At 44.7% G+C, this 24,315-nt stretch carries 22 protein-coding genes and 1 tRNA gene; 9 read left to right on the top strand and 14 right to left on the bottom strand.

Going from position 1 to position 24,315, the window contains the following annotated elements; all coding sequences use genetic code 11:
- Window positions 1-165 precede the first annotated feature (165 nt).
- Window positions 166-738: a DUF2808 domain-containing protein gene (locus C7Y66_RS00005; protein WP_106544018.1), complete on the top strand. Its 573-nt coding sequence runs from the start codon at window positions 166-168 to the stop codon at window positions 736-738.
- A gap of 135 nt (window positions 739-873) precedes the next feature.
- Here C7Y66_RS00005 and C7Y66_RS00010 read toward each other — a convergent pair whose 3' ends face one another.
- Together C7Y66_RS00010 and C7Y66_RS00015 are read right to left on the bottom strand one after the other, a co-directional pair.
- Window positions 874-1,683: a metal ABC transporter ATP-binding protein gene (locus tag C7Y66_RS00010; protein ID WP_106544019.1), complete on the bottom strand. Its 810-nt coding sequence runs from the start codon at window positions 1,681-1,683 to the stop codon at window positions 874-876.
- A 6-nt stretch (window positions 1,684-1,689) separates the two neighbouring features.
- Window positions 1,690-2,682 carry a metal ABC transporter substrate-binding protein gene (locus C7Y66_RS00015; RefSeq protein ID WP_106544020.1) on the bottom strand — a complete coding sequence of 331 codons (993 nt, stop codon included), beginning with the start codon at window positions 2,680-2,682 and terminating at the stop codon, window positions 1,690-1,692.
- A 356-nt stretch (window positions 2,683-3,038) separates the two neighbouring features.
- Here C7Y66_RS00015 and C7Y66_RS00020 point away from each other — a divergent pair, with 356 nt between their 5' ends.
- Window positions 3,039-4,664, top strand: coding sequence for an iron uptake porin (locus C7Y66_RS00020; protein WP_106544021.1), 1,626 nt, complete (start codon window positions 3,039-3,041; stop codon window positions 4,662-4,664).
- A gap of 112 nt (window positions 4,665-4,776) precedes the next feature.
- Here the strand turns inward: C7Y66_RS00020 and hemB are convergent, their stop codons facing one another.
- The 3 genes from hemB to C7Y66_RS00035 all read right to left on the bottom strand — a co-directional run bounded on the left by hemB (window position 4,777) and on the right by C7Y66_RS00035 (window position 7,293).
- Window positions 4,777-5,757, bottom strand: coding sequence for a porphobilinogen synthase (gene hemB, locus C7Y66_RS00025; protein WP_106544022.1), 981 nt, complete (start codon window positions 5,755-5,757; stop codon window positions 4,777-4,779).
- A gap of 123 nt (window positions 5,758-5,880) precedes the next feature.
- Window positions 5,881-6,849 carry a hypothetical protein gene (locus C7Y66_RS00030; protein ID WP_106544023.1) on the bottom strand — a complete coding sequence of 323 codons (969 nt, stop codon included), beginning with the start codon at window positions 6,847-6,849 and terminating at the stop codon, window positions 5,881-5,883.
- A 102-nt stretch (window positions 6,850-6,951) separates the two neighbouring features.
- Window positions 6,952-7,293: a DUF4870 domain-containing protein gene (locus C7Y66_RS00035; RefSeq protein ID WP_015152510.1), complete on the bottom strand. Its 342-nt coding sequence runs from the start codon at window positions 7,291-7,293 to the stop codon at window positions 6,952-6,954.
- A 104-nt stretch (window positions 7,294-7,397) separates the two neighbouring features.
- On the opposite strand from C7Y66_RS00035, the gene prfC reads away from it, so the two are divergent.
- Window positions 7,398-9,026 (top strand): peptide chain release factor 3, encoded by a 1,629-nt coding sequence (prfC, locus tag C7Y66_RS00040; protein WP_106544024.1) that lies wholly within the window; start codon window positions 7,398-7,400, stop codon window positions 9,024-9,026.
- A 102-nt stretch (window positions 9,027-9,128) separates the two neighbouring features.
- The gene (locus C7Y66_RS30745) at window positions 9,129-9,266 is read left to right on the top strand and encodes a hypothetical protein (protein ID WP_158265830.1); all 138 of its coding nucleotides are present in this window, start codon (window positions 9,129-9,131) and stop codon (window positions 9,264-9,266) included.
- Window positions 9,267-9,318: 52 nt separating this feature from the next.
- On the opposite strand, the gene C7Y66_RS00045 is transcribed toward C7Y66_RS30745, so the two are convergent.
- On the bottom strand, window positions 9,319-10,311 hold the full coding sequence (locus tag C7Y66_RS00045) for an aldo/keto reductase (protein ID WP_106544025.1): 993 nt from the start codon (window positions 10,309-10,311) through the stop codon (window positions 9,319-9,321).
- A 114-nt stretch (window positions 10,312-10,425) separates the two neighbouring features.
- On the opposite strand from C7Y66_RS00045, the gene mnmH reads away from it, so the two are divergent.
- Window positions 10,426-11,508, top strand: coding sequence for a tRNA 2-selenouridine(34) synthase MnmH (gene mnmH / locus C7Y66_RS00050; protein ID WP_106544026.1), 1,083 nt, complete (start codon window positions 10,426-10,428; stop codon window positions 11,506-11,508).
- Window positions 11,509-11,653: 145 nt separating this feature from the next.
- Here the strand turns inward: mnmH and C7Y66_RS00055 are convergent, their stop codons facing one another.
- A complete protein-coding gene (locus C7Y66_RS00055; protein ID WP_106544027.1) occupies window positions 11,654-14,806 on the bottom strand; it encodes a hypothetical protein in 3,153 nt (1,050 codons plus the stop codon).
- A gap of 416 nt (window positions 14,807-15,222) precedes the next feature.
- Between C7Y66_RS00055 and C7Y66_RS00060 the strand changes: the two genes are divergently transcribed.
- Window positions 15,223-15,435, top strand: coding sequence for a chlorophyll a/b-binding protein (locus tag C7Y66_RS00060; protein WP_015152516.1), 213 nt, complete (start codon window positions 15,223-15,225; stop codon window positions 15,433-15,435).
- A gap of 352 nt (window positions 15,436-15,787) precedes the next feature.
- Here the strand turns inward: C7Y66_RS00060 and C7Y66_RS00065 are convergent, their stop codons facing one another.
- The 4 genes from C7Y66_RS00065 to C7Y66_RS00080 are packed head-to-tail and all read right to left on the bottom strand — an operon-like array spanning window position 15,788 to window position 20,338.
- On the bottom strand, window positions 15,788-16,894 hold the full coding sequence (locus C7Y66_RS00065) for a sensor histidine kinase KdpD (RefSeq protein WP_106544028.1): 1,107 nt from the start codon (window positions 16,892-16,894) through the stop codon (window positions 15,788-15,790).
- Window positions 16,891-17,910: an adenylate/guanylate cyclase domain-containing protein gene (locus C7Y66_RS00070; protein ID WP_106544029.1), complete on the bottom strand. Its 1,020-nt coding sequence runs from the start codon at window positions 17,908-17,910 to the stop codon at window positions 16,891-16,893. Before C7Y66_RS00070 ends, C7Y66_RS00065 begins: the two co-directional genes overlap by 4 nt.
- Window positions 17,894-18,409 (bottom strand): Rab family GTPase, encoded by a 516-nt coding sequence (locus tag C7Y66_RS00075; protein WP_015152519.1) that lies wholly within the window; start codon window positions 18,407-18,409, stop codon window positions 17,894-17,896. The genes C7Y66_RS00070 and C7Y66_RS00075 overlap by 17 nt, the downstream gene beginning before the upstream one ends.
- Before the next feature lie 21 nt (window positions 18,410-18,430).
- A complete protein-coding gene (locus C7Y66_RS00080) occupies window positions 18,431-20,338 on the bottom strand; it encodes an OmpA family protein (RefSeq protein ID WP_106544030.1) in 1,908 nt (635 codons plus the stop codon).
- A 123-nt stretch (window positions 20,339-20,461) separates the two neighbouring features.
- On the opposite strand from C7Y66_RS00080, the gene C7Y66_RS00085 reads away from it, so the two are divergent.
- Window positions 20,462-20,788: a heavy metal-binding domain-containing protein gene (locus C7Y66_RS00085; RefSeq protein WP_106544031.1), complete on the top strand. Its 327-nt coding sequence runs from the start codon at window positions 20,462-20,464 to the stop codon at window positions 20,786-20,788.
- Window positions 20,789-20,812: 24 nt separating this feature from the next.
- Here C7Y66_RS00085 and C7Y66_RS00090 read toward each other — a convergent pair.
- From C7Y66_RS00090 to hisF, 3 genes are all read right to left on the bottom strand, one after another.
- Window positions 20,813-20,885, bottom strand: a tRNA-Ala gene (locus tag C7Y66_RS00090).
- 73 nt (window positions 20,886-20,958) lie between these two features.
- Window positions 20,959-21,150 (bottom strand): hypothetical protein, encoded by a 192-nt coding sequence (locus tag C7Y66_RS00095; protein ID WP_106544032.1) that lies wholly within the window; start codon window positions 21,148-21,150, stop codon window positions 20,959-20,961.
- Between the two features lie 121 nt (window positions 21,151-21,271).
- Window positions 21,272-22,042, bottom strand: coding sequence for an imidazole glycerol phosphate synthase subunit HisF (hisF, locus tag C7Y66_RS00100; protein ID WP_015152523.1), 771 nt, complete (start codon window positions 22,040-22,042; stop codon window positions 21,272-21,274).
- A gap of 190 nt (window positions 22,043-22,232) precedes the next feature.
- On the opposite strand from hisF, the gene ruvB reads away from it, so the two are divergent.
- Window positions 22,233-23,348 carry a Holliday junction branch migration DNA helicase RuvB gene (gene ruvB, locus C7Y66_RS00105; protein ID WP_015152524.1) on the top strand — a complete coding sequence of 372 codons (1,116 nt, stop codon included), beginning with the start codon at window positions 22,233-22,235 and terminating at the stop codon, window positions 23,346-23,348.
- Window positions 23,345-24,217 (top strand): tetratricopeptide repeat protein, encoded by an 873-nt coding sequence (locus C7Y66_RS00110; protein WP_199197169.1) that lies wholly within the window; start codon window positions 23,345-23,347, stop codon window positions 24,215-24,217. The genes ruvB and C7Y66_RS00110 overlap by 4 nt, the downstream gene beginning before the upstream one ends.
- The last annotated feature ends 98 nt before the right edge of the window (window positions 24,218-24,315 follow it).

Below are 24,315 nucleotides of genomic sequence, written 5' to 3' on the forward strand. Positions count from 1 at the left end.
TGGTAATGGGTGATGGGTAATGGGTAACGGGTAATTGGTTGTTCACCCTCAGCTCTCTTCTCGCGACTTTTGTACGAGCGGGTTTTGAACGTGGATTTATTGCCATAACTCGTAAATCTGTTGCTAAACCCGCCCCTACGACTCCCCGATCTACAGGTAGATAATATGGTGAGACAAATTATCAGATTGTTGGGAACTGCGATCGCAGTAGGTTTGGGTTTAGGTGGAGTAATTCCCTCAACCGTACAAGCCGTGCAGCTAGGAGACGGTTCAGTTGCTTTCGTACAACCGCCAGATCTATTAGAAGCAACAACCACTTTTGATAGCGTCAGCGTCTGGGGCGCAACTTACTACTTCACGATCGCCATTCCCAAAGCAGCAAGCGAACCCTTACAACGGGTAACGATTCATCAAAAGGAAGGCGCAGACAATATTCGCTATAGGCTCGATGATACCCGCGCATTTGTTGGCACGCGCCGCGATCGCGGTGACAAAATTCAATTAGGCGAAGTTACCCACGATCGAGAAACGCGAACGGTGACAGTCAATTTCGATCCGCCAATTCCCCCAGGTAGAGCCATTACAATCGGGCTCAGACCGAGAGCGAATCCCACAACTTCTGGAGTTTATCTATTTGGTGTCACCGCTTTTCCGCCAGGGGAAAAAGTCCGCAGTCAATTCATGGGCTTCGGTCGGTTACATTTCTACAACAACGGTGGGAGTAGAGACATTTTTTGAATCAGTTATCAGTTATCAGTTATCAGTTATCAGCGAAGAGTGGTAGTTGGTAATTGGTAATTGGTAGTTGTTTTCTCTCTCAGCTCAAGAGTAACTCCCTCCATTTTGACTTCTGACTTTTGACTTTTGACTTTTCTAATGCCGATGATGGTAGCGGCTGAAGTTGGGACCGTAAGTTGCTAGTAAGTTTTGTGGAGATAGGGCAATTTCGGGCGTACCCGTGCAAATTAGGCTTTGGTTGAGACAGAGAACGCGATCGCAGTGATGGTTGACCATATCTAAATCGTGAGAGATCTGCAATACCGTCCAATTTTCCTGCTGTTTGAGTTCGTTTAATAAGTTGTAAAAATCGGCTGCCCCTTGCGCGTCAACACCTGCAAAAGCTTCATCCAAGATTAACAGCTGCCGTGGCATTACCAAACAATACGCTAGCAGCACCCGTTTTAATTCACCTCCACTGAGGCTACCAATTGCCTGTCGGCGCAGATGATAGCCGTTAACTCGTTTTAATGCTCGGTCGATCGCCTCTTTTTTTCTCTCCGGTCGAGGATGCATTGAATTTATTATAGGGACGCATAGCTGTGCGCCCCTACCCTGTTGTCTCTCCACGTATCCCAACCCAACTAATTCGCTGACAGAAATCGGAAAACTGCGATCGAAGATAAAATTTTGCGGCATGTAGCCGATCTGATGGCACAATCTCCCCAAGCGTTCTAGGGGGCGATCGAAAATTTCAATTTTGCCCGCAGCATAGGGAATTATTCCCAATAATGCTTGTACGAGGGTGCTTTTCCCCGCGCCGTTGGGACCGACAATCGCTGTATCCGTCCCTGAAATCAGTTCAAAGGAAACATCGCGGACAGCGAGATAGTTACCTTGATAAACTGTTAAGTCTTCTACCTTCAGAATCGGGTATTTGTTACTAGTTATTGCTGAATGATTCACAATTATTTACTGACAAGCCGATTCTAATGATTTGAGGTTGGCTTTCATTGCCGTGAAATAATATTGGGGATTCGTCTCTCCTGTTTCCAGAGGATCGAGAGGTCTGAAAGTCAAGTTTAAATCTTGCGAAAGATTTTTTAGTAACCTGTTATCTGTCCCTGGTTCGCCAAACACCGCTTTGACATTATATTTTTTCACCGCCGCGATCGCCCTTTGAATATCCTGGGGCGATAATTGGTCTTCGGGAATTTCTACTACTGCTACTTGTTTGAGTTTGTAACGTTGTGCCAAATAAGGATAGGCATCGTGGAAGGTGACAAACGTGCAGTTAGGATATTTTTGTAACCTTTGCCTAAACTCGCGATCGAGTGCCTGCAACTGTTGGATGTAGTTGGCGGCGTTAGTGGTGTAAGTCGCTTTATTTTGCGGATCGGCAGCAATTAAGCCATCTCGAATGTTATCGACTTGTTTTTGCGCCAAGACGGGATCGAGCCAGACATGGGGATTACCCTCAGCGTGTTCGTGTCCGTGTCCGTGTTCTTCTTCTGAAGTGGTTTCTTCCACTGGGGAGATTTCTGTTACAGGTTTTATTCCTTGACTTGCTTCGACTTGTTTCAACTTGGAGTTACCCGCATTTTTTACCGTATCTTCCAGAAATTCCTCCAAGCCCAAACCGTTTTTGACTAAAACATCAGCCGTGGCGATCGCCTGCACGTTAGCTGGTGTTGCTTGGTATTCGTGGACTTCCGTACCAGGCGGGACTAAAATTTCTACTTGCGCCGCCTCTCCTGCTACTGCTTTGGTAAACCAGTACATCGGTAAAAATGTCGTCACTACCTTTGACCGATCCGACGGCGAAGCAACTGTCTCAACTTGAGGCGCAGGTGGCGGCGAACTCGCTTGGTTATTGCAGCCTGTAACAATTGATGACAGTAGGAGTGACATCAAGGGTAGGCTGAGTTGCCATCCAGCCCAATATCTCAAGTAGCAGCGGCTCACAATTTTTCTCCTGGCATTAGTTAAAGGGTTGCGTTTGAACCAGAAGTCTATTTTACAACTACAATGAGAATCAATATCACCTTATTCTCCAATCGCAGGAATGAGTCACTACCTTTGGTATATGTTGCGACTACGTATCAATTATGAGTAGTAATGGCAACCCCCCTAAGATAGGAAATTTAAATAAAAAATTGTTGAAAAAATACAGCTAAAGTCGCTTGTTTTCTGTCAAACTATTGAGAAAAGTTGCACGCTCTTGCTATCAGATGTAGTCACGACTTCATAGTTGCTACAACACAGTTGCTATGACTTCATAGAAGCGAGAGAGCAACATCTTGGTGTGAGGAAAGTAAATCATGAATAAAAGCTTGTGGCGATCGCTTTTGGCTAGTCCGGTAGTTTTTGCAACTATATTAGCTTGCAGCCCGTGGTTCCCTGCCGCAGCGAATCCAAAGACTAGCAATACTATGGCGCAGGTGACTTCAGTTTCCCAGTTATCAGACGTGCAACCAACTGACTGGGCTTTTCAGGCATTGCAATCTTTGGTCGAACGTTACGGTTGTATCGCAGGTTATCCTGATGGTACGTATCGCGGTAATCGAGCCTTAACAAGATATGAGTTCGCGGCGGGATTAAATGCTTGTTTGGATCGAGTCAACGAGTTGATTGCTACGGCAACAACAGACTTAGTGACCAAAGAAGACTTGGCTACCCTACAAAAGTTACAAGAAGAGTTTGGCACAGAACTTGCTACCTTGCGCGGTCGAGTTGATAGCTTAGAAGCAGCAACCGCTGAGTTAGAAGCAAATCAGTTTTCTACCACCACGAAACTAAGTGGAGTTGTTGTTGCCGCAGTCTCGGATGTTTTCGGCGGCGACAATGCCGAAACTGGTGAGGAAGTAGAAGACAATACTATTTTTACAGACAGAGCCAGACTAGAATTCAGTACTAGCTTTACCGGAAAAGATTTACTGTACACGCTCATCTCGGCGGGCAACTTTAGGGGGTATGCTGGGATTACAGGCACGGCAGAAGGAGATTTAGCTTTCACCCGCGCCCAAGATGAAGAAGAACCAGATAACGATGTTGGTCTAGAAACTCTAGAGTACACTTTCCCCCTTGGTGAGAGTACAGAAGTTACCCTAGCTGCGGCTGGTGCGGCGTTCTATGATTTTACTGATACAGTAACGCTATTCGATGGGGATGGTGATTCAGGCGCATTATCTCTGTATGGCACGCGCAACCCCATCTACAACTTAGGCGATGGTGCGGGCTTAGGCATTAAACATCAATTAGGCGATCTAATTGAGATCAGTTTAGGTTACTTAGCAGCAGAGGGGAGCGATCCAGCTGATAGTAGTGGCTTATTTAACGGTCCCTATGCGGCGATCGGACAAGTCTTATTTAAGCCAAGCGATCGCATAAAGTTAGGCTTGACTTACGTTCATTCATACCGCGCTGACGATACAGGTACGGGTAGCAGAAATGCCACTTTTAATCAGTTCGATGCCGATTACTTTGCTAGCAGACAAATCATCGGACAAGGGGACGACGCACCAGATGTTCCGACTTCCAGCAATGCTTATGGCGTACAACTATCTTGGCAATTGAGTGACGGCATTGTCGTTGGTGGTTGGGCTGGCTACACGAGAACGACTTTGCTTTCTACAGTGAATGGCGCATTCGATCGCGGCGATTTAGAAATCTGGAACTACGCCGTTACTTTAGGCTTTCCAGATTTCGGTAAAGAGGGCAGTCTCCTTGGTTTTGTCTTTGGTATGGAACCAAAAGTGGAAGATTCTACTGTTGCTGAAGTTACGGAGGACGAAGATACTTCCTTCCATATTGAAGGATTCTATCAATATCAACTCACGGATAACATTGCCATTACTCCAGGCGTAATTTGGATTACTGCACCTGGATTTAATAACGACAACGATGATGCCATCATCGGCGCACTGCGGACGACATTTAGTTTCTAAACATGTAGGGACAAAATGTAGGGGCGCACAGCTGTGCGCCCCTACAAATGTGTTGCAAACATTCGATCGCAAAATGTAGAGACGTTACATGTAACGTCTCTACAAACGAAAATTAATCAATCCAACGCGCAGCATCTTTCGCGTGATATGTCAATATCATATCTGACCCCGCCCGTTTAAAGCTTGTCAGAGTCTCCATGACGACCCGCTGTTCGTCGATCCAGCCATTGAGGGCAGCGGCTTTCACCATCGAATACTCGCCAGAGACATTGTAGGCAGCTACAGGTAAATTGGTCGCTTCCTTCACCCGCCAGATAATGTCCATATATGCCAAAGCAGGTTTCACCATCAGCATATCTGCGCCTTCAGCAATATCGAGTTCGACTTCTTTAATTGCTTCACGGGCGTTCCCCGGGTCCATTTGATACGTGCGGCGATCGCCAAATTGGGGTGTAGAATCGGCAGCATCGCGGAAGGGTCCGTAATAAGCTGAAGCGTACTTCGCCGCATAAGATAAAATCGGCGTATCTTGGAATCCTGCTGCATCTAACCCTTCGCGGATCGCTTGCACGAATCCGTCCATCATTCCCGAAGGTGCGATGATATCTGCCCCAGCTTTCGCTTGAGACACTGCTGTTTTCTTGAGTAATTCTAAAGTCGGATCGTTCAGAACTCGACCCATCAGATCGCCTGTTTGCAAATAGCCGCAGTGACCGTGACTGGTATACTCGCACAAGCAAGTGTCGGCAATGACAATTAAATCTGGTACTGCTTCTTTGACAGCAGTTGCAGCTTTCTGGACGATCCCGCAATCGTGCCAAGCTCCGGTTGCATCGGTATCTTTATCTTCAGGAATGCCAAATAGAATAATCGACGGGATACCCAGATCGTAAACTTCTTTGGCTTCCTCCACAATTTTGTCTACCGATAACTGGTAGACTCCTGGCATCGATTTAACTTCTTTGGCAAATGCTTCACCAGGGACGGCAAATAGAGGATAAATTAAATCGTTTTTAGATAAAACCGTTTCCCGCACCATCCGGCGCAGTTGGGGATGAGTTCTTAAGCGGCGAGGGCGATGAATTGGAAACATGACGTTGTATTATGACAGCTTGAGAAGATGTAGCGCTCAGATCTTGAAGTATATTACGCGGCGATCGCCCTACTGACAGAACGGGCAACTGTTGTTAAAAATATTAAGGATATTAAACGAACTCTAAGCGATCGCACATTGTTTTACCCGATTAGAAGCGATCGCGCTACTCATTTTTTGCACCACATCTCGACAGCGCCAATAACTAGCATGAGCATCGCCACCATTAATTAACAAAGATACAGGAGTTTGGCGAAAAGGTAACATCAGCAAATCAGTAAAATCGGTATCTCTGGTAATGACATCTTCAATTTCAACTAAACCGCTACCTACCACCTCCTGCATCACCTCTTTCAGCGTCCAAGCAAACGGATCGCTGGGGTGAATGAAATTGTACCAAGGTAAAGGCTGCTGTCTGCGCTCTCGATACAAGGTTTGCAGTAGCTCTTGTAAATTCTTGGCAATATCGTAAGTATCACCGAGTCCCGTCGTCGCATCAGGTACGAGATCGATCAGATTGAATAAAGCAATGGGAGAACCCAGCGTGTGAATGCTAGCAAGGCGGATACCCCGTTCGCGTTCCGGTGCTACACCAAAAATTCGCTGGCGAATCGTGCGGACGCGATCGCCACCTGGTACATTAGGAAGATCCCAACGTCCTGCAAACAGAATATCGAATAAAATTACCGTCCCCCAACTATGACCTACTATATGCAAGCGATCGTCTGGCTGGGGTTGTGAGGGTAAATTTACTTCTATTTGCCGTGCCAATTCCTCAACAACTTTAGCACCAACATGACGGTTGATATACAATGTTGCATCCCCAATAAACTGCATCAGTTGTGTGGAGCGGAAATTGCGAAACCACAGACGCTTCCACTGGCTAGAGGCGCGGAACTTATCCAGACGTTTTTGTTGTTCGTCAAATAGAGTGTCACCCCAGTAAAGCGGAATGTATTTAGGATTGAGCGTCGGTGCATGGGACGCGATCGCCCGATCGAGCAATTTAATCAAATCGTTGGCATAGCTTGGCTGTGCCTGCTGTTCGCGAGTATTAACGCCATGAATGAACAGAATATAGTCAGTAGCCATTGACGCACCTATTTTACTTGAAGCTCTCTGACTATTGCTTCAGGCGCTGTGCTGCAAATTCAGGAAAAGAAAGATTTTTGGCAATTAATCTTTGTCAAAAATTTATAACAATCGCACGATAAAAGGGTAGCGGAAAGACTCGTCAGGATGACTCAAGACTTTGACGATCGCCAGAATAGTTAATCCCCAGTGAATTAAAAATCCCAGTCCAGCTAAAGGAAATAATAAACCAAAGCTGATCGTCACCAGCACGCCAATAACTAATGCCCAAAACCAGACATTTAAGTGAAAATTAATCGCTTCTTTGGCGTTTTCCTTGACGATTGGATCGTCGGAGACAAATAAAACCGCGATGGGGATACCAACAGATACCAGAGTGGTACTGAAAAAGATTGCTCCGTGGCTAATCGCCGATAGCAGTTTCCGCTTGTCAGGGTCGTACATACAAACACATTCCTCAGTTGCAGATTGTTATCCTAAATAAAGGTAAATTAGATTCTGCTAGACTCTGGTTTTTACTTCCTGTTACATCCTACAGCTAAGCTTCAATGATCTCCAACGACCTACAAGCAGATTTACAAACAGAGGTGGAGCGGCGACGCAATTTCGCCATCATCTCCCACCCAGACGCAGGTAAAACTACACTAACAGAAAAGTTATTGCTGTACGGGGGAGCAATTCACGAAGCAGGAGCTGTCAAAGCGAGACGAGCGCAGCGCAAGGCAACTTCTGACTGGATGGCAATGGAACAGCAGCGGGGAATTTCCATTACCTCAACAGTCTTGCAGTTTGAATATCACAACGCTCAGATCAACTTGCTAGATACGCCAGGACACCAAGATTTTAGCGAAGACACCTATCGTACCCTAGCAGCGGCAGATAATGCGGTGATGTTGATTGACGCTGCAAAAGGCTTGGAACCGCAGACGCGCAAATTATTTGAAGTCTGTAAACTGCGATCGCTGCCCATTTTTACATTTGTGAATAAACTCGACCGTCCTGGGAGAGAACCGCTATCGCTGTTGGATGAAATTGAGAAAGAATTAGGGTTGCAGACTTACGCGGTCAATTGGCCGATCGGTATGGGCGATCGCTTTAAGGGAGTTTTCGACCGTCGTACGCAGGAGATCCACTTATTTGAACGGACGGCTCACGGTAGCAAAGCAGCGGCGGATACGATCGTTAATTTGGGCGATCCGCGCATCGAGCAGTTGTTGGAACAAGACCTTTACTACCAACTGAAAGAGGATATAGAACTTTTAGAAGAAGCGGGATCGGAACTAGATTTAGATCTCGTCCACCAAGGCAAAATGACTCCGGTATTCTTTGGTAGCGCCATGACAAATTTTGGCGTGGAGTTGTTTTTAAATGCCTTTTTGGACTACGCCCTCAAACCCTATGCCCGTGTTAGCAGTATGGGTGAAATCGCTCCTTCCTATCCAGAATTTTCGGGTTTCGTGTTCAAACTTCAGGCAAATATGGACCCGAAACACCGCGATCGCGTCGCATTTATTCGCGTCTGTACGGGTAAATTTGAAAAAGACATGACGGTGAACCATGCCCGCACTGGTAAAACGATCCGTTTGTCAAGACCCCAAAAATTATTTGCTCAAGACCGCGAATCAATTGATGTAGCCTATCCCGGCGATGTAATTGGTTTAAATAATCCAGGCATGTTTGCGATCGGCGACACGATTTATACAGGACAAAAGCTAGAGTACGAAGGTATTCCTTCTTTCTCTCCCGAACTGTATGCCGTGATGAGAAACCCCAACCCTTCTAAATTTAAGCAATTTCAAAAAGGCGTGTCCGAGTTGCGAGAAGAAGGCGCAGTCCAGATTATGTATTCAGTGGATGAATCCAAGCGCGACCCAATTTTAGCAGCAGTAGGACAATTACAATTTGAAGTGGTACAGTTCCGCTTGCAAAACGAATATGGAGTCGAGACGCTACTAGATTTATTGCCTTACACTGTCACTCGTTGGGTAGTTGATGGTTGGGAAGCTTTAGAAAAAGTGGGGCGGATCTTTAACACCATGACAGTGAAAGATTCTTTAAATCGTCCCGTGTTGTTATTCCGTAACGAGTGGAATTGTCAGCAACTCGAAGCAGACCACCCAGATTTGAAGTTGAGTAAAATTGCTCCCTTAACTTCTGTGAGTGCAAATAGCATTTAATGTAGAGACGTTACATGTAACGTCTCGACTGCATAGCGATCGCCTATCCTCCCTATAGAAAGATTGTTGTCCAATTCAATCTTTTTTTAAGGAAGTTTAACTATGAAAGCGATCGCAACTTTCCAAACCGCAGTTCAACCAACCCAACGACAATTCAATCCTACTCAACAGAAAGGTAAATTAGTCGCTCAATGGTTTCCCATCGATGGCAAATTAGTTTGTAAATGGTGCAAAATTTAACAATTACAACTTTCTTCTTAATTCCGAATTCCGAACTCCGAATTCCGAATTCTTACGTCCATGCTCGAAAGAAGGTATTATCTTCCCAAATAGCAGCAGTGCGTTGCTCGATCGCTGCTAATTCTTGCTGAGATAGAGGTTGAAAAGCTTGAGCTACGTTAACATTCTCTTCTAATTGCGCGATCGTTTCTGCTGCCACAACACAACAATGCACTCCTGGTTGAGACATAGCATATCCTAATGCTTGATTCATCCCATCTAACCCACCAGGTTTGAATAAGCGACCGTAAGCCGGAACTTTCATGGCAATTACACCAACATTTTTCTCCCTTGCAACTGGTAGAACCACAGGAAGAAAGGGACGTGGATGGTGTTTATCTGCTGCGTTGACGGGAATTAGAGTCGCGTCAAATGAATAGCGGCGCAAACCTTCAGCAATAATATTAGGATCGTGGTGTCCGGTAATTCCCGCAAAGCGAATGAGTTTTTGGGCTTTTGCTTCTTCGACAGCTTGAATTGCTCCATTTTTGCCGAAAATAGTCTCTAAATCTTCAGTAAAAGAGACATGGTGCATTTGCCATAAATCTAATCGATCTGTATTGAGACGTTTGAGCGATCGCTCCAATTCACGCCATGCACCATCTCGATCTCTGGCATCAGTTTTACTAGCAAGAAATATATTTTTTCGGTGAGATGGCAAGACTTTACCAAAATAATCTTCACTCGGACCGTAATTTGCCGCAGTATCAAAATAACGAATACCTAATGCGATCGCTTTTTCAATTATTGCGACTGCATCCCCTTCTTTTCCCTGCCAAGATAGAGGCGTTTGTCCTGCTCCGCCTAAGCCGAAAATTGGAACTTTAACCTCTGTGCGTCCCAGTACCCTTTCTGGCATCTTTCCCGTCGATTTAGCCGCTGTATTTTGTGCCGTAGACTGAGCGCTATCAGTTTGATTTTGTTGTAGCGCCGTGCTACCAATAATTCCACCTGCTACAGCCGCACCAGTAAGCAAAAAATTGCGCCGAGTGGTCTTATCTGTCATTATTAGCTCCTTAAATTTTCAGCAAGACACTGAGGGCAACGAATATCTCTTCGTATGGTAGCAAAGTAAAACTTCTAAAAATGGCACAATCAAAATAGATAAAATTTGACTGGAATGCCACCTTCTCCGATTTATACCCAGCAACCCTGGACAGAAACCTACAGCGAAATTATTGATGTTCGTTCCCCGAGCGAATATGCAGAAGATCGCATCCCTGGTGCTATTAATCTTCCAGTACTAGATGATACCGAACGTGCTGAAGTGGGGACGATTTATAAACAAATCAATCCTTTCAAGGCGCGTAAAATTGGTGCAGCACTAGTAGCTAAAAATATTTCTCAGCATCTCCAACAGCATTTTGCAGATAAAGGCAAAGATTACCGTCCGTTAGTCTATTGCTGGCGCGGCGGACAACGTTCTAATAGTATGGCTGCGGTGCTAGCACAAATTGGTTGGCGAGTTACCGTCTTGGAAGGTGGGTATAAAACTTATCGCGCCTACGTGCGGCAACAGTTAGAGCAACTCCCAACTCAATTTACCTATAAAGTTTTATGCGGTTTTACAGGTAGCGGTAAAACGCTGATTTTACGTAGGTTACAACAGCGCGGCATCCAGGTTTTAGATTTAGAGGCGATCGCCAACCATCGCGGTTCTTTACTCGGTGAAGAATGGCAACTACAACCGACTCCTCAACCCTCACAGAAGTACTTTGAATCATTGCTCTTACAGCAATTATATAAATTCAATCGCGATCGAGTTGTATGGATAGAATCAGAAAGTAACAAAATTGGAAAAATTTATTTACCTCTACCTCTATGGCAAAAAATGAAGCAATCTCAGTGTATAGAAATTCAGCTGCCTATAGATAGTAGAGTTGCATTTCTTTTAAGAGAATACCCATATTTAGAAACTCACTCTGAGTTCTTAAAAACTAAACTAGCAAAATTGAAGTCTAGATATGGGAAACAAAAATTAAACTATTGGTTTCAGCTAATCGATGCTGGAAAAAGAGAAGATATCGTTAAAGAACTACTCCTTTTTCACTACGATCCAACCTATTCTTGCTCTATACAAAGAGACTATGCCAATGTAGAAAAGTCTTTGTTTATGTCAGATGTATCCGATCTCAATATTGAGCATGTTCTAAATAAGTTGCTCTCACTGTCTGAAGACTCATCTTTTTACTCCATTTCATAGCAATTCTCGATTGCGTGCGTGACATTTGTAGGGGCGCTTTCTCTGTGCGCCCCTACAGATCTGTGGTTTACTCAAGATGCGCGCTTTCAGCACTGATAAAAAAACCCCTCACCGGAGTGAGAGGCTCAACCATAACCTAAACAATTTAAATCGCTACAGCGATCGCACCCGCTAAAGCAGCAAAGAATGCCGAAACTGTTGCCGTACCAAACAACCACCAAGCAGCTGAAGCCGCCGCCTTGCGCGTCTCTTCCGCTTGCTTTTCTGCCTGTTCTTTTACTTGCTCCAATCGCTTCTGTGCTTCGTGCTGAATGCGTTCTGCTCTTTGCAGCACGTTGTTACGCGCCGACTCAATTCGATCGATAATTCGATTCGCATCCGCCTCCGAAATATCCTCGCGAGAACTCAAAATCGCTACATAAGTATCTCGATTAAACGAAGATAGCCGTCCGCGCAAAGCATCAAACCCAGCTTGCGGGTCGTCAAATAACTTGCGCATATCCCGCTGAATGCTGTCGTAATTCAACTCTGGGCGATCGAGCGAATTGAGATAGCTGCGAATGCGCTCGAATACGCTGTCGATCGCATCTTGAATCCGCCGTTGAATGGCTCGTACCTGATCGACAAAATTATCGCGTACAGCTAATACCTGATCGACAGTTCTAGCTGCTTCCGCATCGGACATATCACCCCGCATCTTCAACAAGTCAATTAACGTCTCGCGATCGAAGTGAGACAAGCGATCGCTCAAACTCTCAATTCCCACTTTCGGATCGCGTAACAACAAAGACAAATCCCGCTTAATGCCTTCTGGATTGAGTTCGTCTTTACCTGTATGACGTAAATACTCTTCCAAATAAGTTTGGAAACTCTGAACTCTTTGTTGCGTGCGAGTTGCCAGACGACGGGGCGCTTTGATAATATCCCGAATCGAAGTTTGCATTTGATCGACAATTTGGTTGACTTGCTCCTCGCTCAAATCGCGCCGCTGGCTCAATAACTTCACCAGGGTTTCTCGATCTACGTGAGACAAGCGCCTTCTGAGGGCTGCCGATCCCTCTTTCGGATTGGCAAACAAGCGCTGAAAGTCGCGCTGAATTCCTTCTGGATTCAACTCTTCTCTACCAGTGTTGCGCAGGTAATCGGCGATCGCATTCGTCACCGAGTCGTATTGTTCCTTTGCTTTACCCACCAAAACTTGCGGTGCAACCCGCACGTTGTGCCAAGACCCCTCAACTTGGTTAATAACTTGGTTGATCTGTTCTTCGCTCAAGTCTTGGCGCTGATTTAACAGTTGTACCAGGGTTTCGCGATCGAAGCGAGACAACCGCGCCCTTAGTGCTGCCATCCCCGCTTGCGGATCTTCTAGTAAAGTCTTCAGTTCAGCCTCAATTGCGTAGGGATTCAATTCATCTCTGCCAGTGTTGCGCAGGTAAGATTCCAAGTTCAGCCACAGGGTTTCAGCTTGATATTTTGCCTGGTCTGCCAGTCCTTTAGACTCAACTAAGACTTTTTCGCGCTGTGCCTCCAACCGATCTAAAATTGGCTCTATCTCTTCTGGGGTAATATCGTTACGTTGCAATAGGACTTGTCGCAACGAGTCCCGATCCCACCTAGCTAGACGCAAACCAAGAGTTTCGTAATCGACATCCGAGTCTTCTAATAAAGGTTTGAAGTTACGCTCAATTCCTTCTGGAGTTAAGTCTGCTTTACTCGTTGTCAGTAGATAACTCTCTACACGGTGCTGGAGTTCTTGGACGGCTTCCCTTTCTTCAATACCTCTTACTGTGGTCAAGACATCTTGACGAATCAGTTCCAAGCGATCGGCTATAGTTTGAATTTGAGCTTGGGTCAGCATTCCCTTTTGTTGCAACAAGCGGGCAAAATCGTTGCGAGACAGTTGCTCGATCTGTTGCCTGACTGCTTGTGGATCGGCTGCCGGATCGTAGAGAATGTCGCGAAATTCCCGATCCATCCTGTCTTGACTTAATTGCCAAGTATAAGTGTTGAGCAGGTAGTTTTCTACATCCGCCCTAATGGTCGTGTAGGGAACTTCAGCAGATTTCATTCCTGTTTGAGTGGCAACCTTGTCTACTCCCTCGGTGACTTTATCTCTAGCCGTGAGGAGCGATCGCAAGATCTTCTCCACATCTAAATCTGATAGATCGGCACGTCCCATCACCATTCCCATCAGGGTGTTGATTCCCGTTTGCAGCGTTTGCTGTACTGGACCTGCGGTGGCTTTGTCGGCTTGGTCTGCTTGTCTTTGGTCAGTTTGCTTAGACGATCGCATTTCTTCTGTGAGTCGATCGATCTTGGCGTTCAACTCGTCCGTCCTAGTTTGTCCCGGCTGCACGGACTTGAGGTATTCGATCAACTCATCCATGCGATCGCGTTTGGGTTGTTGGTTCGCCACCACATCCCGCCAGACGCTTTCTAACTGATCGGCAATTTTATTGACTTCACGTTTTGATAAATCGGTACGGCTGCTGACGAGATCGATAAACTTTTGGCGATCGATATTCCGCAAGTCATCGGTTCCGGCAAGATCTGCCAGTTGCGGATCGCGTAAAATTGTCTCAAATTCTCTTCTAATTTTTGTCGTGTCCATCTCTGGCGGACGCAGCATGTCTATATAATCTTCCAGGTTCTCGCGAATTGTGGTCGGGTCGATCGCGCTACCTAATTCTCGCCGCACCGCCGCAGCTGCCGCTTCTGCTGTCTGTACGACTTGCTGATTGACAGCTTTTGCTCCGATCGCAGCAGTAGCCGTTCCCATAATTGCTTGAAAACCCGAGGTTGCCGTATTCACGACAGAACCAACCAAGGAACCGACTGTGGTGGAACTAACCCACACCAGCAGTAAAAAGTAAGCTCCCCAAATCACTAGACCGAGAACTGCTCCCAGTCCTACATCTACGCTCAGCAGGCTTAAACTAACGGCAAGAAAGCTAGCGATGAATAAAGCAATGCTGACAGTTATTAACGTCCAAATACCTACTGCCGTACCAATTTTACGGATCGTTCCCCCCACACTCCCAGATTCGCTGCTACCTGAATCTGAGTCTGATTGCCGTCCTAAATAGGAAATCCCAGCAGCCACAGAGAGGTTTGTTAATACAAGTTGTACGGCAAAGGCAAGAATCACTCCTGATATTAAAGCAACAAAAAATCTCGGACCCGAAAATACAAACGCTGCCTCTGCTGGTGTCGTCACACCCCCATCTGGTGGAGTTAACTGTGCCAGCCAGGAGAAAGGTTTATATAGTCCCAGTAAAATTTCTGGATTCTGAAACATGGTTTTTCCTTCTTTTGTGCTGTGCTGAGCGTCTAAATACAATGTGAGGAGGAAATATAGGAGCTAAAAATACTATTTAACCCCGTAGCTTAAAAATGCTGCATTTAACAGCGTCAAACATCCACCCCAAGTCTGAAAGCTCTGCCTGTAGTGGGATGAATTCAGATTTACTTCTGAGGCGAGTAAATGTATTCAGCAGCGTTTATGTACGTCAAGATACTAATTACAAGTTGTTAACAATACCAAGCGATCGCTTCATCGCGATTTACACCGTCTATTGATAGAATTCCTCCTGAAAAATTCACTTTATATTAGTCCTAGAGAAGTGCTGCTAGTTTGTACCTCTAGACAGAAAGCAAGAATTAAATTCCCCTTTAAATTAAAGATATGTGAAGCGGATTTATTAGGAGCAAAAAATGGAAACTCGTGAAACTCGTCCAGCTACAGATGTACCACCAGTTGCTAAAGCGTACAATGGCGTAGACAGAAACGCATTCATCTTTGGGTTGAATCCTCAAGCCGAGTTATGGAACGGACGTTTGGCAATGATTGGATTTCTCGCCTATTTGATTTGGGACTTAGCAGGCTTTAGCGTTCTGCGCGACGTATTACATCTGATCGGTTACTAGATAAATCAAACCTCCCTTTTACAGGGGGTTTGGTCTAGAAATCTTACATTTTTTCAAAGATTCAATCTAACAGTCTCTCTTGAAACGTATTTAGGTGAGACTGTTATGTTTTTTACAAAACACTTTTAGTACCAAAATTGAGCGAATAGAATTCGCGTATACATAGACAAAGTTCACCTGTGCGGACTGATGAATAATTAATAGTAATAATTCTCGATTGTGTGCGTGACATTTGTAGGGGCGCACAGCTGTGCGCCCCTACAGAGCATGTATTTTACCCAATTGAAACCGCTATAAATTTAATGCTATCGAGCCTGTGTCGGCAGATTTCGTTTGTGTAGTTCCACGAATTCTATTTGCCAACTACTTTTGGTAAGCGAAACCAGAACTGCGCTCCCCCTTGAGAATTGGTTTTATAGCCGATACTTCCACCCCACTGCTCTACTGTAATTCTACAGAAATATAGCCCTAAGCCAATTCTTCCCGGTCTATTTTTGCCTTGGGAAAACTTTTGAAATAAAGTTGTAGCGATTTCTGGTTCTATGCCAGAACCCATATCGTCAACTGCGATCGTCATGAAATCTCCCTCTTCTGCGATCTCAATTGTCACCGCAGAGTTTGGTGGACTGTGCCTGTAGGCGTTTTCTACCAAGTTCGTTATCGTTCGCTCCAGACGTGACTTTTCTCCTACAACTTTCCATTCTCTGGTTTTATCAACATCGATTTGTAGCCGTAAATCGATCTGATTGAGAAAGAAAACTGGTGATAAAGCATTCACAACTTCTAAAACGCAAGCTAACGCATCTGGTGCTTGTTGTGGATCGTTTCCCACCCCTTCCAAAATCTCAATTTCAGCTGCAAAAGCATCTAAAATTTCTCGAATTAATGTCTCTTGTTTTTGACACTGCTTTTTACCAATATTTAAGTATTCTTGCGCTTTAGAATTAAGGTTTTGGAGGGAGAGTAGCTCGAAACAATACTTGATTCCCGTTAACTGTCCGGCTAGATCGTGAACGATACAATGAATTAATACTTCTTTTTTTTGAATTTCTTTTAACAAATTGTAGTAATTTAAACTGTTTTCTCTAGCTTTTTGGAGTAAAAACTGATGCTCTTTATAATTAGAAGCAATTAATAATATTTTTTTCTCATTTAGACAAACTGCTGAAGCCTCTAAATAAAATTCTTGTCCTGATAAGTCCGTTTCCGTCCACAGTCCAGATTTAATTCTTCCCGATTGATGTTTCTGCCAAAAGGCTTCTGCATCGATCAAAAAATTATCGAGTACGGGAAATTTATGTCCCGGCATCAACTGTTGTTGTAAGTCAGTATCTCCATAAAATTGTACGAACCAAATAGGTGCAGTACCGATGAGCTTGAATGAACCATACTCCAATCGTTCTAGAACAACGACATTTAGTGCCGCAAATAGCTCATCTATGATGCTTTCCTCGCTCATGCTACTAAAAACGTAAAGATAGGGATTGGTTCGCTAGCAATGTCTTTAGATATAGTATGACTTCTCCTGAAGCGAGTTTGCATCTCACCGATGCGATCGTATGTGTTGCGATCGATCGCGATCGCGTTAGGAGTTGCTTGAAATCCTAGCTGTTCTATAATTGCCATGCGATCGCCAACAGCAATCAAAGTTTTTTGATTCTGACTACCAGTAATACCCACAATCAGGGAACCAGAAACAATACTGATGCCGACACTAAATGCAATGCATTTATCGACTTGCCGCACCTGACTCATCTCTCGTACTATTTCTACAACTCGGATCGCTGCTTCAATCGCACGCACCGCAGGCGAACCAGTCACTGGAAGTATGCCAAACAAACTTGTCACAGCATCCCCAAAACCTTTACTTACTATCCCACCTCGATCTAGTAACGGTTGCACGATCGTGGAAATATATGAGTTGAGAGTGGCGATCGTTTCTGCTGGTGGGTAATCTTCAATCGAGGAGTTGAGGCTGCAAATCTTAGCTAATAAAACAGTCACATCTCGGCGATCGCCTTTCTCTAATACCGCTACTAATTCCTCAGATAAGTTGGCTGCAACGCGATCGTGTAGGCTTTGTTCTAACAAGCGAGAGTGATGTTGGCGAATTAAACTCAAATCGTTGCCTTGTTGCTGAAGGATGCTGTATTGATGTTCGTATCGACTTGCATCCAGTAATAGTATCCAGTCACCTTCATCTGTAGAGAAAATGTGAACCTCGGCAGCAACTCCCGACTCCATTTTTATGCAAGGTAAGATAATTGGCAAGTTCCGAAAGGGTAGCAATCCCGCTAAAAATAAAATCTTTTTTTCAACAATTTCTCCTCGTTCGAGATGATGCAATCCATACAATGATAATTGACCTCCCCAGCTCACTAAACAGCCATCCTGCACTAAAAAGTAAGCCGGACAACGACTTTCAAAAATTGACTCTTGAAAGTACTTGGCTATGGATCTAGGGAGGTGAGACATCCATTGCCTCCAGCATTTGTTGTGTGAGTTTGGCGAAGGCTTCTTCTACACCTGTAGCCGTTTTAGCACTAGTCTCGATCGCCGTCCAGTTTTTCTGTATAAGACTATCCACTACTGAATCCTCTATTTCCCAATCACCTGTTAAATCTGATTTATTCAATACCAATATAAAAGGAACTTTACCAATAGTTTCTTCTACCCTTTGTTGTAAAGATAAGGCTTTATCTAAAGTATAACGACGGGTTCCATCCACGACTAAAAAATAACCAGATGCACCTCTTAAATAAGACATTTGCAATTTCTGAAACTCGTCTTCGCCGTGGATATCCCACAAAATTAGATTGACCTCCCTATCGCCAATTTTAACTAGTTTCTTATCAATTTTCACTCCTACGGTAGAATGGTATACTTCTGAGTAAATACTTTTAACGAATTGCGCTACTAAACTCGTTTTTCCCGTAGCAAACGCACCGACCATACATATTTTTTTTTGAATCATATCTCAAACAGCAAATTTTTTCTAGGGTGCATCCGTTAAAAATACCTTAAAAGAAACGCGACGATTCATTTCTCGATTGTTTTGGCTAGCTTTTTGTTGCCAAGGTTCTTGCGCTCCCACGCCAATTGTCGTTAAATCAGAAGCTCTGATTCCTTGCGAAACCAAGGTTGATAAAATTTGCTTTGCTCTAGCTTGACTGAGAGACATATTATGCTCGGTCGAACCATCGCTATCTGCGTGTCCTTTAATTTCAATGCGTACATCCTTATTCACAATTGGAGCTATCTTTGTGAGTTTTTGAATAGCTGCAACGACCTTTTCTAATTTCTGTTGCTGATTTGGTAAAAGCTGCGGGCGATCGTTAACAAATAAGAGAATTTCTCGTTCTAATTCAGTTTTAGTTTTGAGCAATTCTTGAAGTTCAGCTTCAGTCAGATGCTCTGTCTGTAACTGCGTCACTCCAGGGAGATTAGGCGCAACTTTTTTTGCTTGCGCAATCCACTGTCGCGGTGCAATACCAGTCATATAAAGAACGCCATTGCGATCGACTTTCAAACTCGTGGTTTTTGGTGGCTGTAATAATTTTTCCGCTCTTTTCGTAACAAATTGCGGCTCTAGAGAGATGTAAGGTTGCCAACGACTGACAACATTTTTAGGATCGATCTCTGCATCTGAGATTAATTGAATGGGGTCAGCAGCCAACGGATCGCGCAATCCCGATATATAGTATTTGCCAAAATGACTGTCAGCACTGACGACAACTATTCCTGCTTGCAAGTTTAATGTATTTAAATATGCCTGCCACTTTTGTCGAGCTTGAAAAGACATAAAACTCCACCATCCCAGCGTACACAAGAGTCCGCCGATCAATAATAATAAAAGCGGTGAAGGTTTATCTGAATTTGTTTGATACTGGGATTGAAGACAATTTTCTAAATAAGATTTACTGGCTTCAAATGGAGTATCGTCGCCGCGAAAATTCAAAAGTGGCTGGTAAAATTTCTTATGAATTGTTTCTAGGGTAGCTTGAAAGTTTTCTCTTAATTCTTTAGGCGCATGACCGCGAATTATGCCTGCTAAAATTGCTTGGGGACCTTGCTCGATCCAAATCGTCAATTCACCAAATTCTAGTGCGTCTAACCGATCTTGTTGCTTAACCTTAAACGAGTCTTGCACGAAATCTTGAATTGCTTTTAACATAGCTGCAACCAGATCTGCATCTTGTGTAGCAGTCGGATCTACTGCCAAGCTATGTAACAACAGTCCAGTCTGACGATGAATCAAAAAAACTTCTTCTACCCGATAAACTAGCGTTCGCAGCAAGACAACTTCGGCAAAAGACTTACCAGTTTGCATTGCTTCTAAGCGCCAGCGAAAACTCCTTGGGGTTAAGCTATGATCGAGTGCTTGATTAAAGGTGGCAACAAAAGTTTTCAGTGCTGCCATTGCAGCTTTGCGGCTAGCAGGTCCGATGATGGGAAACAAAGCATCGGACAGCGTATTCAAGTCTCTTCTAACAGAGGTTTGAATTGCTTGTTCTACAGTTGGGACGGCGGCTTGAGTCAGTTGGTCGTCCTGTAATGACCTGAGAATAATCGCCTCTGGCAAAACCCGACTCACATCTTCGACTCGGAGTTGCGATTTATCGAGTTTTGCTTGGAGTTCGGGACCGAAAAGTAAATCCCGTAATTCGGCGATCGCTTCCTCTTCGGTAGTAAAATTCTTTTGGGGCGGTGGTTGCGATCGCGCTGTTGGTGTCTGTGGCTGTTGCTCCAACACTATCTGACGCAATTGAGCTAAGACTTCTACTTCAGCAGCAGTGAGATGGGTGTCTTGCGATCGATCCAACAGACTTTCTAGCTCAGTCAGTGCCTCAGCTTCAGAGCTTGAAGTTCTGTCAGTAGATTGGCGACGAGAAGAGTCAGTCATTTGCCGAGCGTTTCCTAATATCCCCCATACTCACATTGAATTGTATAGCCACCTGTAGTCAAGAGGACACGAAACACCGACAAATCTTATACAACTATTTAAAGCAAGTATTAAAGGAGTCATATGATTTTAACCACAGCCAGCTTAGTTGGCGACAAGCGCGTCGTCCAGCATCTCGGTATTGTTAGTGGCGAAGCGATCCTCGGGGCAAATATTTTTCGCGATTTCTTTGCCGGAATTCGGGATATTGTCGGTGGTCGCTCGGCTGGTTACGAGCGATCGCTCAGAGAAGCAAAAGATACTGCCATGCGCGAGATGATTCAGCAAGCGACAGCTCTCGGTGCTAATGCGGTAATTGGCATTGACATTGATTACGAAACCATTGGTGTTGGCAATGGCGGTAGTATGTTGATGGTGGCAGTCAGCGGTACTGCTGTCGTGTGCCAGTAATCATGTCGATCCCTCTACTTCAAATGGAGCTAAGCGGATTCGAACCGCTGACCCCCTCAATGCCATTGAGGTGCTCTACCAACTGAGCTATAACCCCGCACAAACGCGTTTTTTATTATGCCTTAAATCTCTCTTTGCTGTCAATGCGCACTATTCAATCATTTTAAGCATTAATATCCGCGTGCTAAGTAGCTCATGCAGTTTCCCATCAAAAAGTAGACAACTAACATGGCTGCGGCACTAGCTGCCACTAACACCCCTGCCAGCATCATCGAAAATTCCTTACTCGCAAACGCCTCTTCCATCAGGTGCAGCGACCAAGCTACTAAAGCTACGTCAAAAATGAGAATAACTGTCAGCATTTTTTAAGAGATTTTAAAACATATTTCATATATCTTAACTAATTCTCAGGAACCTGGTCTTAATTAGAGGTTAAGTTTTTCTTGCTACAGAAATTTGGCAAATTTATAATACCAATTAGATCTAATTAAGACGTATGGGACAATTGCGATCGCTCAAATAAGATTTGATTTGTCCTACACTCAGTTGACCGTAATGCAGCAACGAAGCTAATAAAGCAGCTTCAGCTCTTCCCTCAGTCAAAGCAGTGTAAATATGCTCGCAGTTCCCCGCACCACCAGAGGCGATAACTGGGATTTCTACAGATGAGGCGATCGCGCCTGTTAATTCTATGTCATACCCTGCTTGAGTGCCATCGGCATCCATGCTCGTTACCAACAACTCCCCAGCACCCCGTTGGGCGACTTCCTGCGCCCATTGCAGAGCATCTATACCAGTGTTCTCCCGCCCACCACGAACGTAAACGTCCCAGCCAGGATTATTGACATCCTGCCGTCGCCGTGCATCAATAGCCACTACTATACACTGATTGCCAAAGCGATCGCTGGCACGATTAATTAGGTCTGGGTCTTTAACTGCGGCGGAGTTGATGCTAACCTTATCTGCTCCCGCTCTTAACAAATTTTTAATTTGTTCTAAGGATTGGATGCCCCCGCCGACAGTGAGAGGAATAAACACTTGCTCGGCAGTGCGATAAACTACATCAAAAATAATGTCACGGTCTTCGTGGGTGGCAGTAATATCCAGAAATACCAACTCATCCGCCCCAGCTTCGTTATAAACTTTAGCCAACTCCACCGGATCGCCTGCATCTTGGAGATTGACAAAGTTTACCCCCTTCACAACCCGCCCCGCCTTCACATCCAAGCAAGGCAAAATTCTTTTAGCTAACATAGTTCGCCCTTCCAATGACTCCAGAGATTATACATATATAAATGGTGATGGGTAATTGGTCATTGGTAATTAGTGGTTGTTGGTTGATAGTAGACGTTACACTGACCAGTGACTAGTTATCAGTTATCAGTAGCTTCGCGACTCTCTCTTCTTCCCCTAGCCTCTAGCCCCTAGCCTCTAGCCCCTAGTTATGGCAATTATCTCCTCTAAACAACCGTCAGAACCTTCTAAGCCTGCAAAAAAGCAACAGAAGAAACCTCAACCTCAGCCTGTCATAGAGGATTTGTTGCAACCGCAGGCAACTGTGGAGGAACAAGGCAAACAAGAACAAAGCTTGCGCCCCCATACCTTTGCCGATTACATCGGGCAGAAAGACTTGAAGGAGGTGCTATCAATTGCGATTCAAGCCGCTAAAGCAAGAGGAGAAACTCTAGATCATTTATTGTTATATGGTCCGCCTGGATTGGGTAAAACTACGATGGCGCTAATTTTGGCGGGAGAAATGGGAGTAGACTGCAAGATTACCAGCGCCCCAGCTTTAGAAAGACCTAGAGATATTATGGGTTTGCTGGTGAGTCTCAAACCAGGAGATATTCTATTTATTGATGAGATTCATCGCCTGTCGCGGATGGCAGAGGAAATTTTGTATCCGGCGATGGAAGATTATCGTTTGGATATTACGATCGGTAAAGGAGCGAGTGCCAAGACTCGCAGTATTACGCTACCTAAATATACCTTAGTAGGAGCGACAACCCGCGCTGGGGCGCTATCTTCGCCATTACGCGATCGCTTCGGTTCGGTGCAGCGGTTGCGGTTCTACGAACCAGAGGAGTTACGTAAAATTGTCTTGCGGACGGCTGAGTTATTGCAAACACCAATTAGCGATGACGGGGCGTTGGAACTTGCCAAGCGATCGCGAGGTACGCCACGTATTGCCAACCGCCTGCTAAAACGAGTGCGAGACTATGCCGAAGTCAAGGCAGCAGGTACAATTACGCAAAATGTAGCCGCAACAGCTCTAGAATTATATCAGGTAGACCCTTGCGGTCTAGATTGGACAGACCGAAAAATGCTTAGCGTGACGATCGAACAATTTAATGGTGGACCCGTGGGTATAGAAACCCTAGCGGCGGCGACGGGCGAAGACATCCAAACAATTGAGGAAGTCTACGAACCTTATCTGATGCAAATTGGTTACTTACAACGGACTCCTAGAGGTCGCGTCGCCACTCCTGCGGCGTACAAGCATTTAGGTTTGAAACTACCCAACGAACAACTATCGTTACTGTCGCGGTCAGATTTATGATTTACAACCCCAGTTGGACGCGCTTCAATACGGACAAGATTGAATTTGTCAGTGCCAATCTGCGCGTCTGCGTGCTGACACTTTTACTCAGTGCGCTATTCATAGTAGGGTGGGTAGAACCAGCTGTTGCCCAATCACCACCGCCAAATCTGAGTGCAGAACAGTTACAAAATCTAGAGAAATTAGCGAACGAGGCTTTTACTCTGACTGAAAAAGGTAACTTTCCCCAAGCTGAAACTTATTGGACGCAAATTATCGAAGAATTTCCCACCAATGCGGCAGCTTGGAGTAACAGAGGCAATTCTAGAGTTAGTCAAAATAAATTAAATGAAGCGATCGCCGATTATAACAAAGCAATCGAACTTGCCCCAGGCGTGACCGATCCTTTCTTAAATCGGGGTGCGGCTTTGGAAGGTTTGGGAAAATGGGAAGATGCGATCGTCGATTATAATCATATTTTAGAAATCGATCCTAACGATGCAATGGCATATAACAATCGCGGGAATGCTGAAGCAGGTTTGGGACAATGGGAAAAGGCGATCGCCGATTACAAAAAATCTGCCGATACTGCCCCGAATTTTGCTTTTGCCCGTGCCAATTATGCCCTAGCTTTATATCAAGATGGTCAAAAAGATAAAGCCCTGCGCGAACTGCGAAATATAATTCGCAAATATCCTCAATTTGCCGATGTTCGTGCTGCTTTGACTGCTGTACTTTGGGAACAGGGAAATAAGGGAGAAGCAGAAAGTAACTGGGTTGCTGCTGTAGGCTTAGACCCTCGTTATAAAGACATTAACTGGGTCACAAAGATTCGCCGTTGGCCCCCCACTATGGTTGCAGCTTTAGAAAAGTTTCAACAGCTTAAGTAATAATATAGGTTGTCTTTTTCTTGACCTGTTTTTTGTTTATGTCTAAAAGCTTTAGAGACTATATACTTCTTGAAGTGTGCAACAAAAACTAAAGCTTT

Origin of the sequence: Chroococcidiopsis sp. CCALA 051 (genome assembly GCF_003015105.1) — a bacterium.
GTDB classification, from domain to species: domain Bacteria; phylum Cyanobacteriota; class Cyanobacteriia; order Cyanobacteriales; family Chroococcidiopsidaceae; genus Chroococcidiopsis; species Chroococcidiopsis thermalis.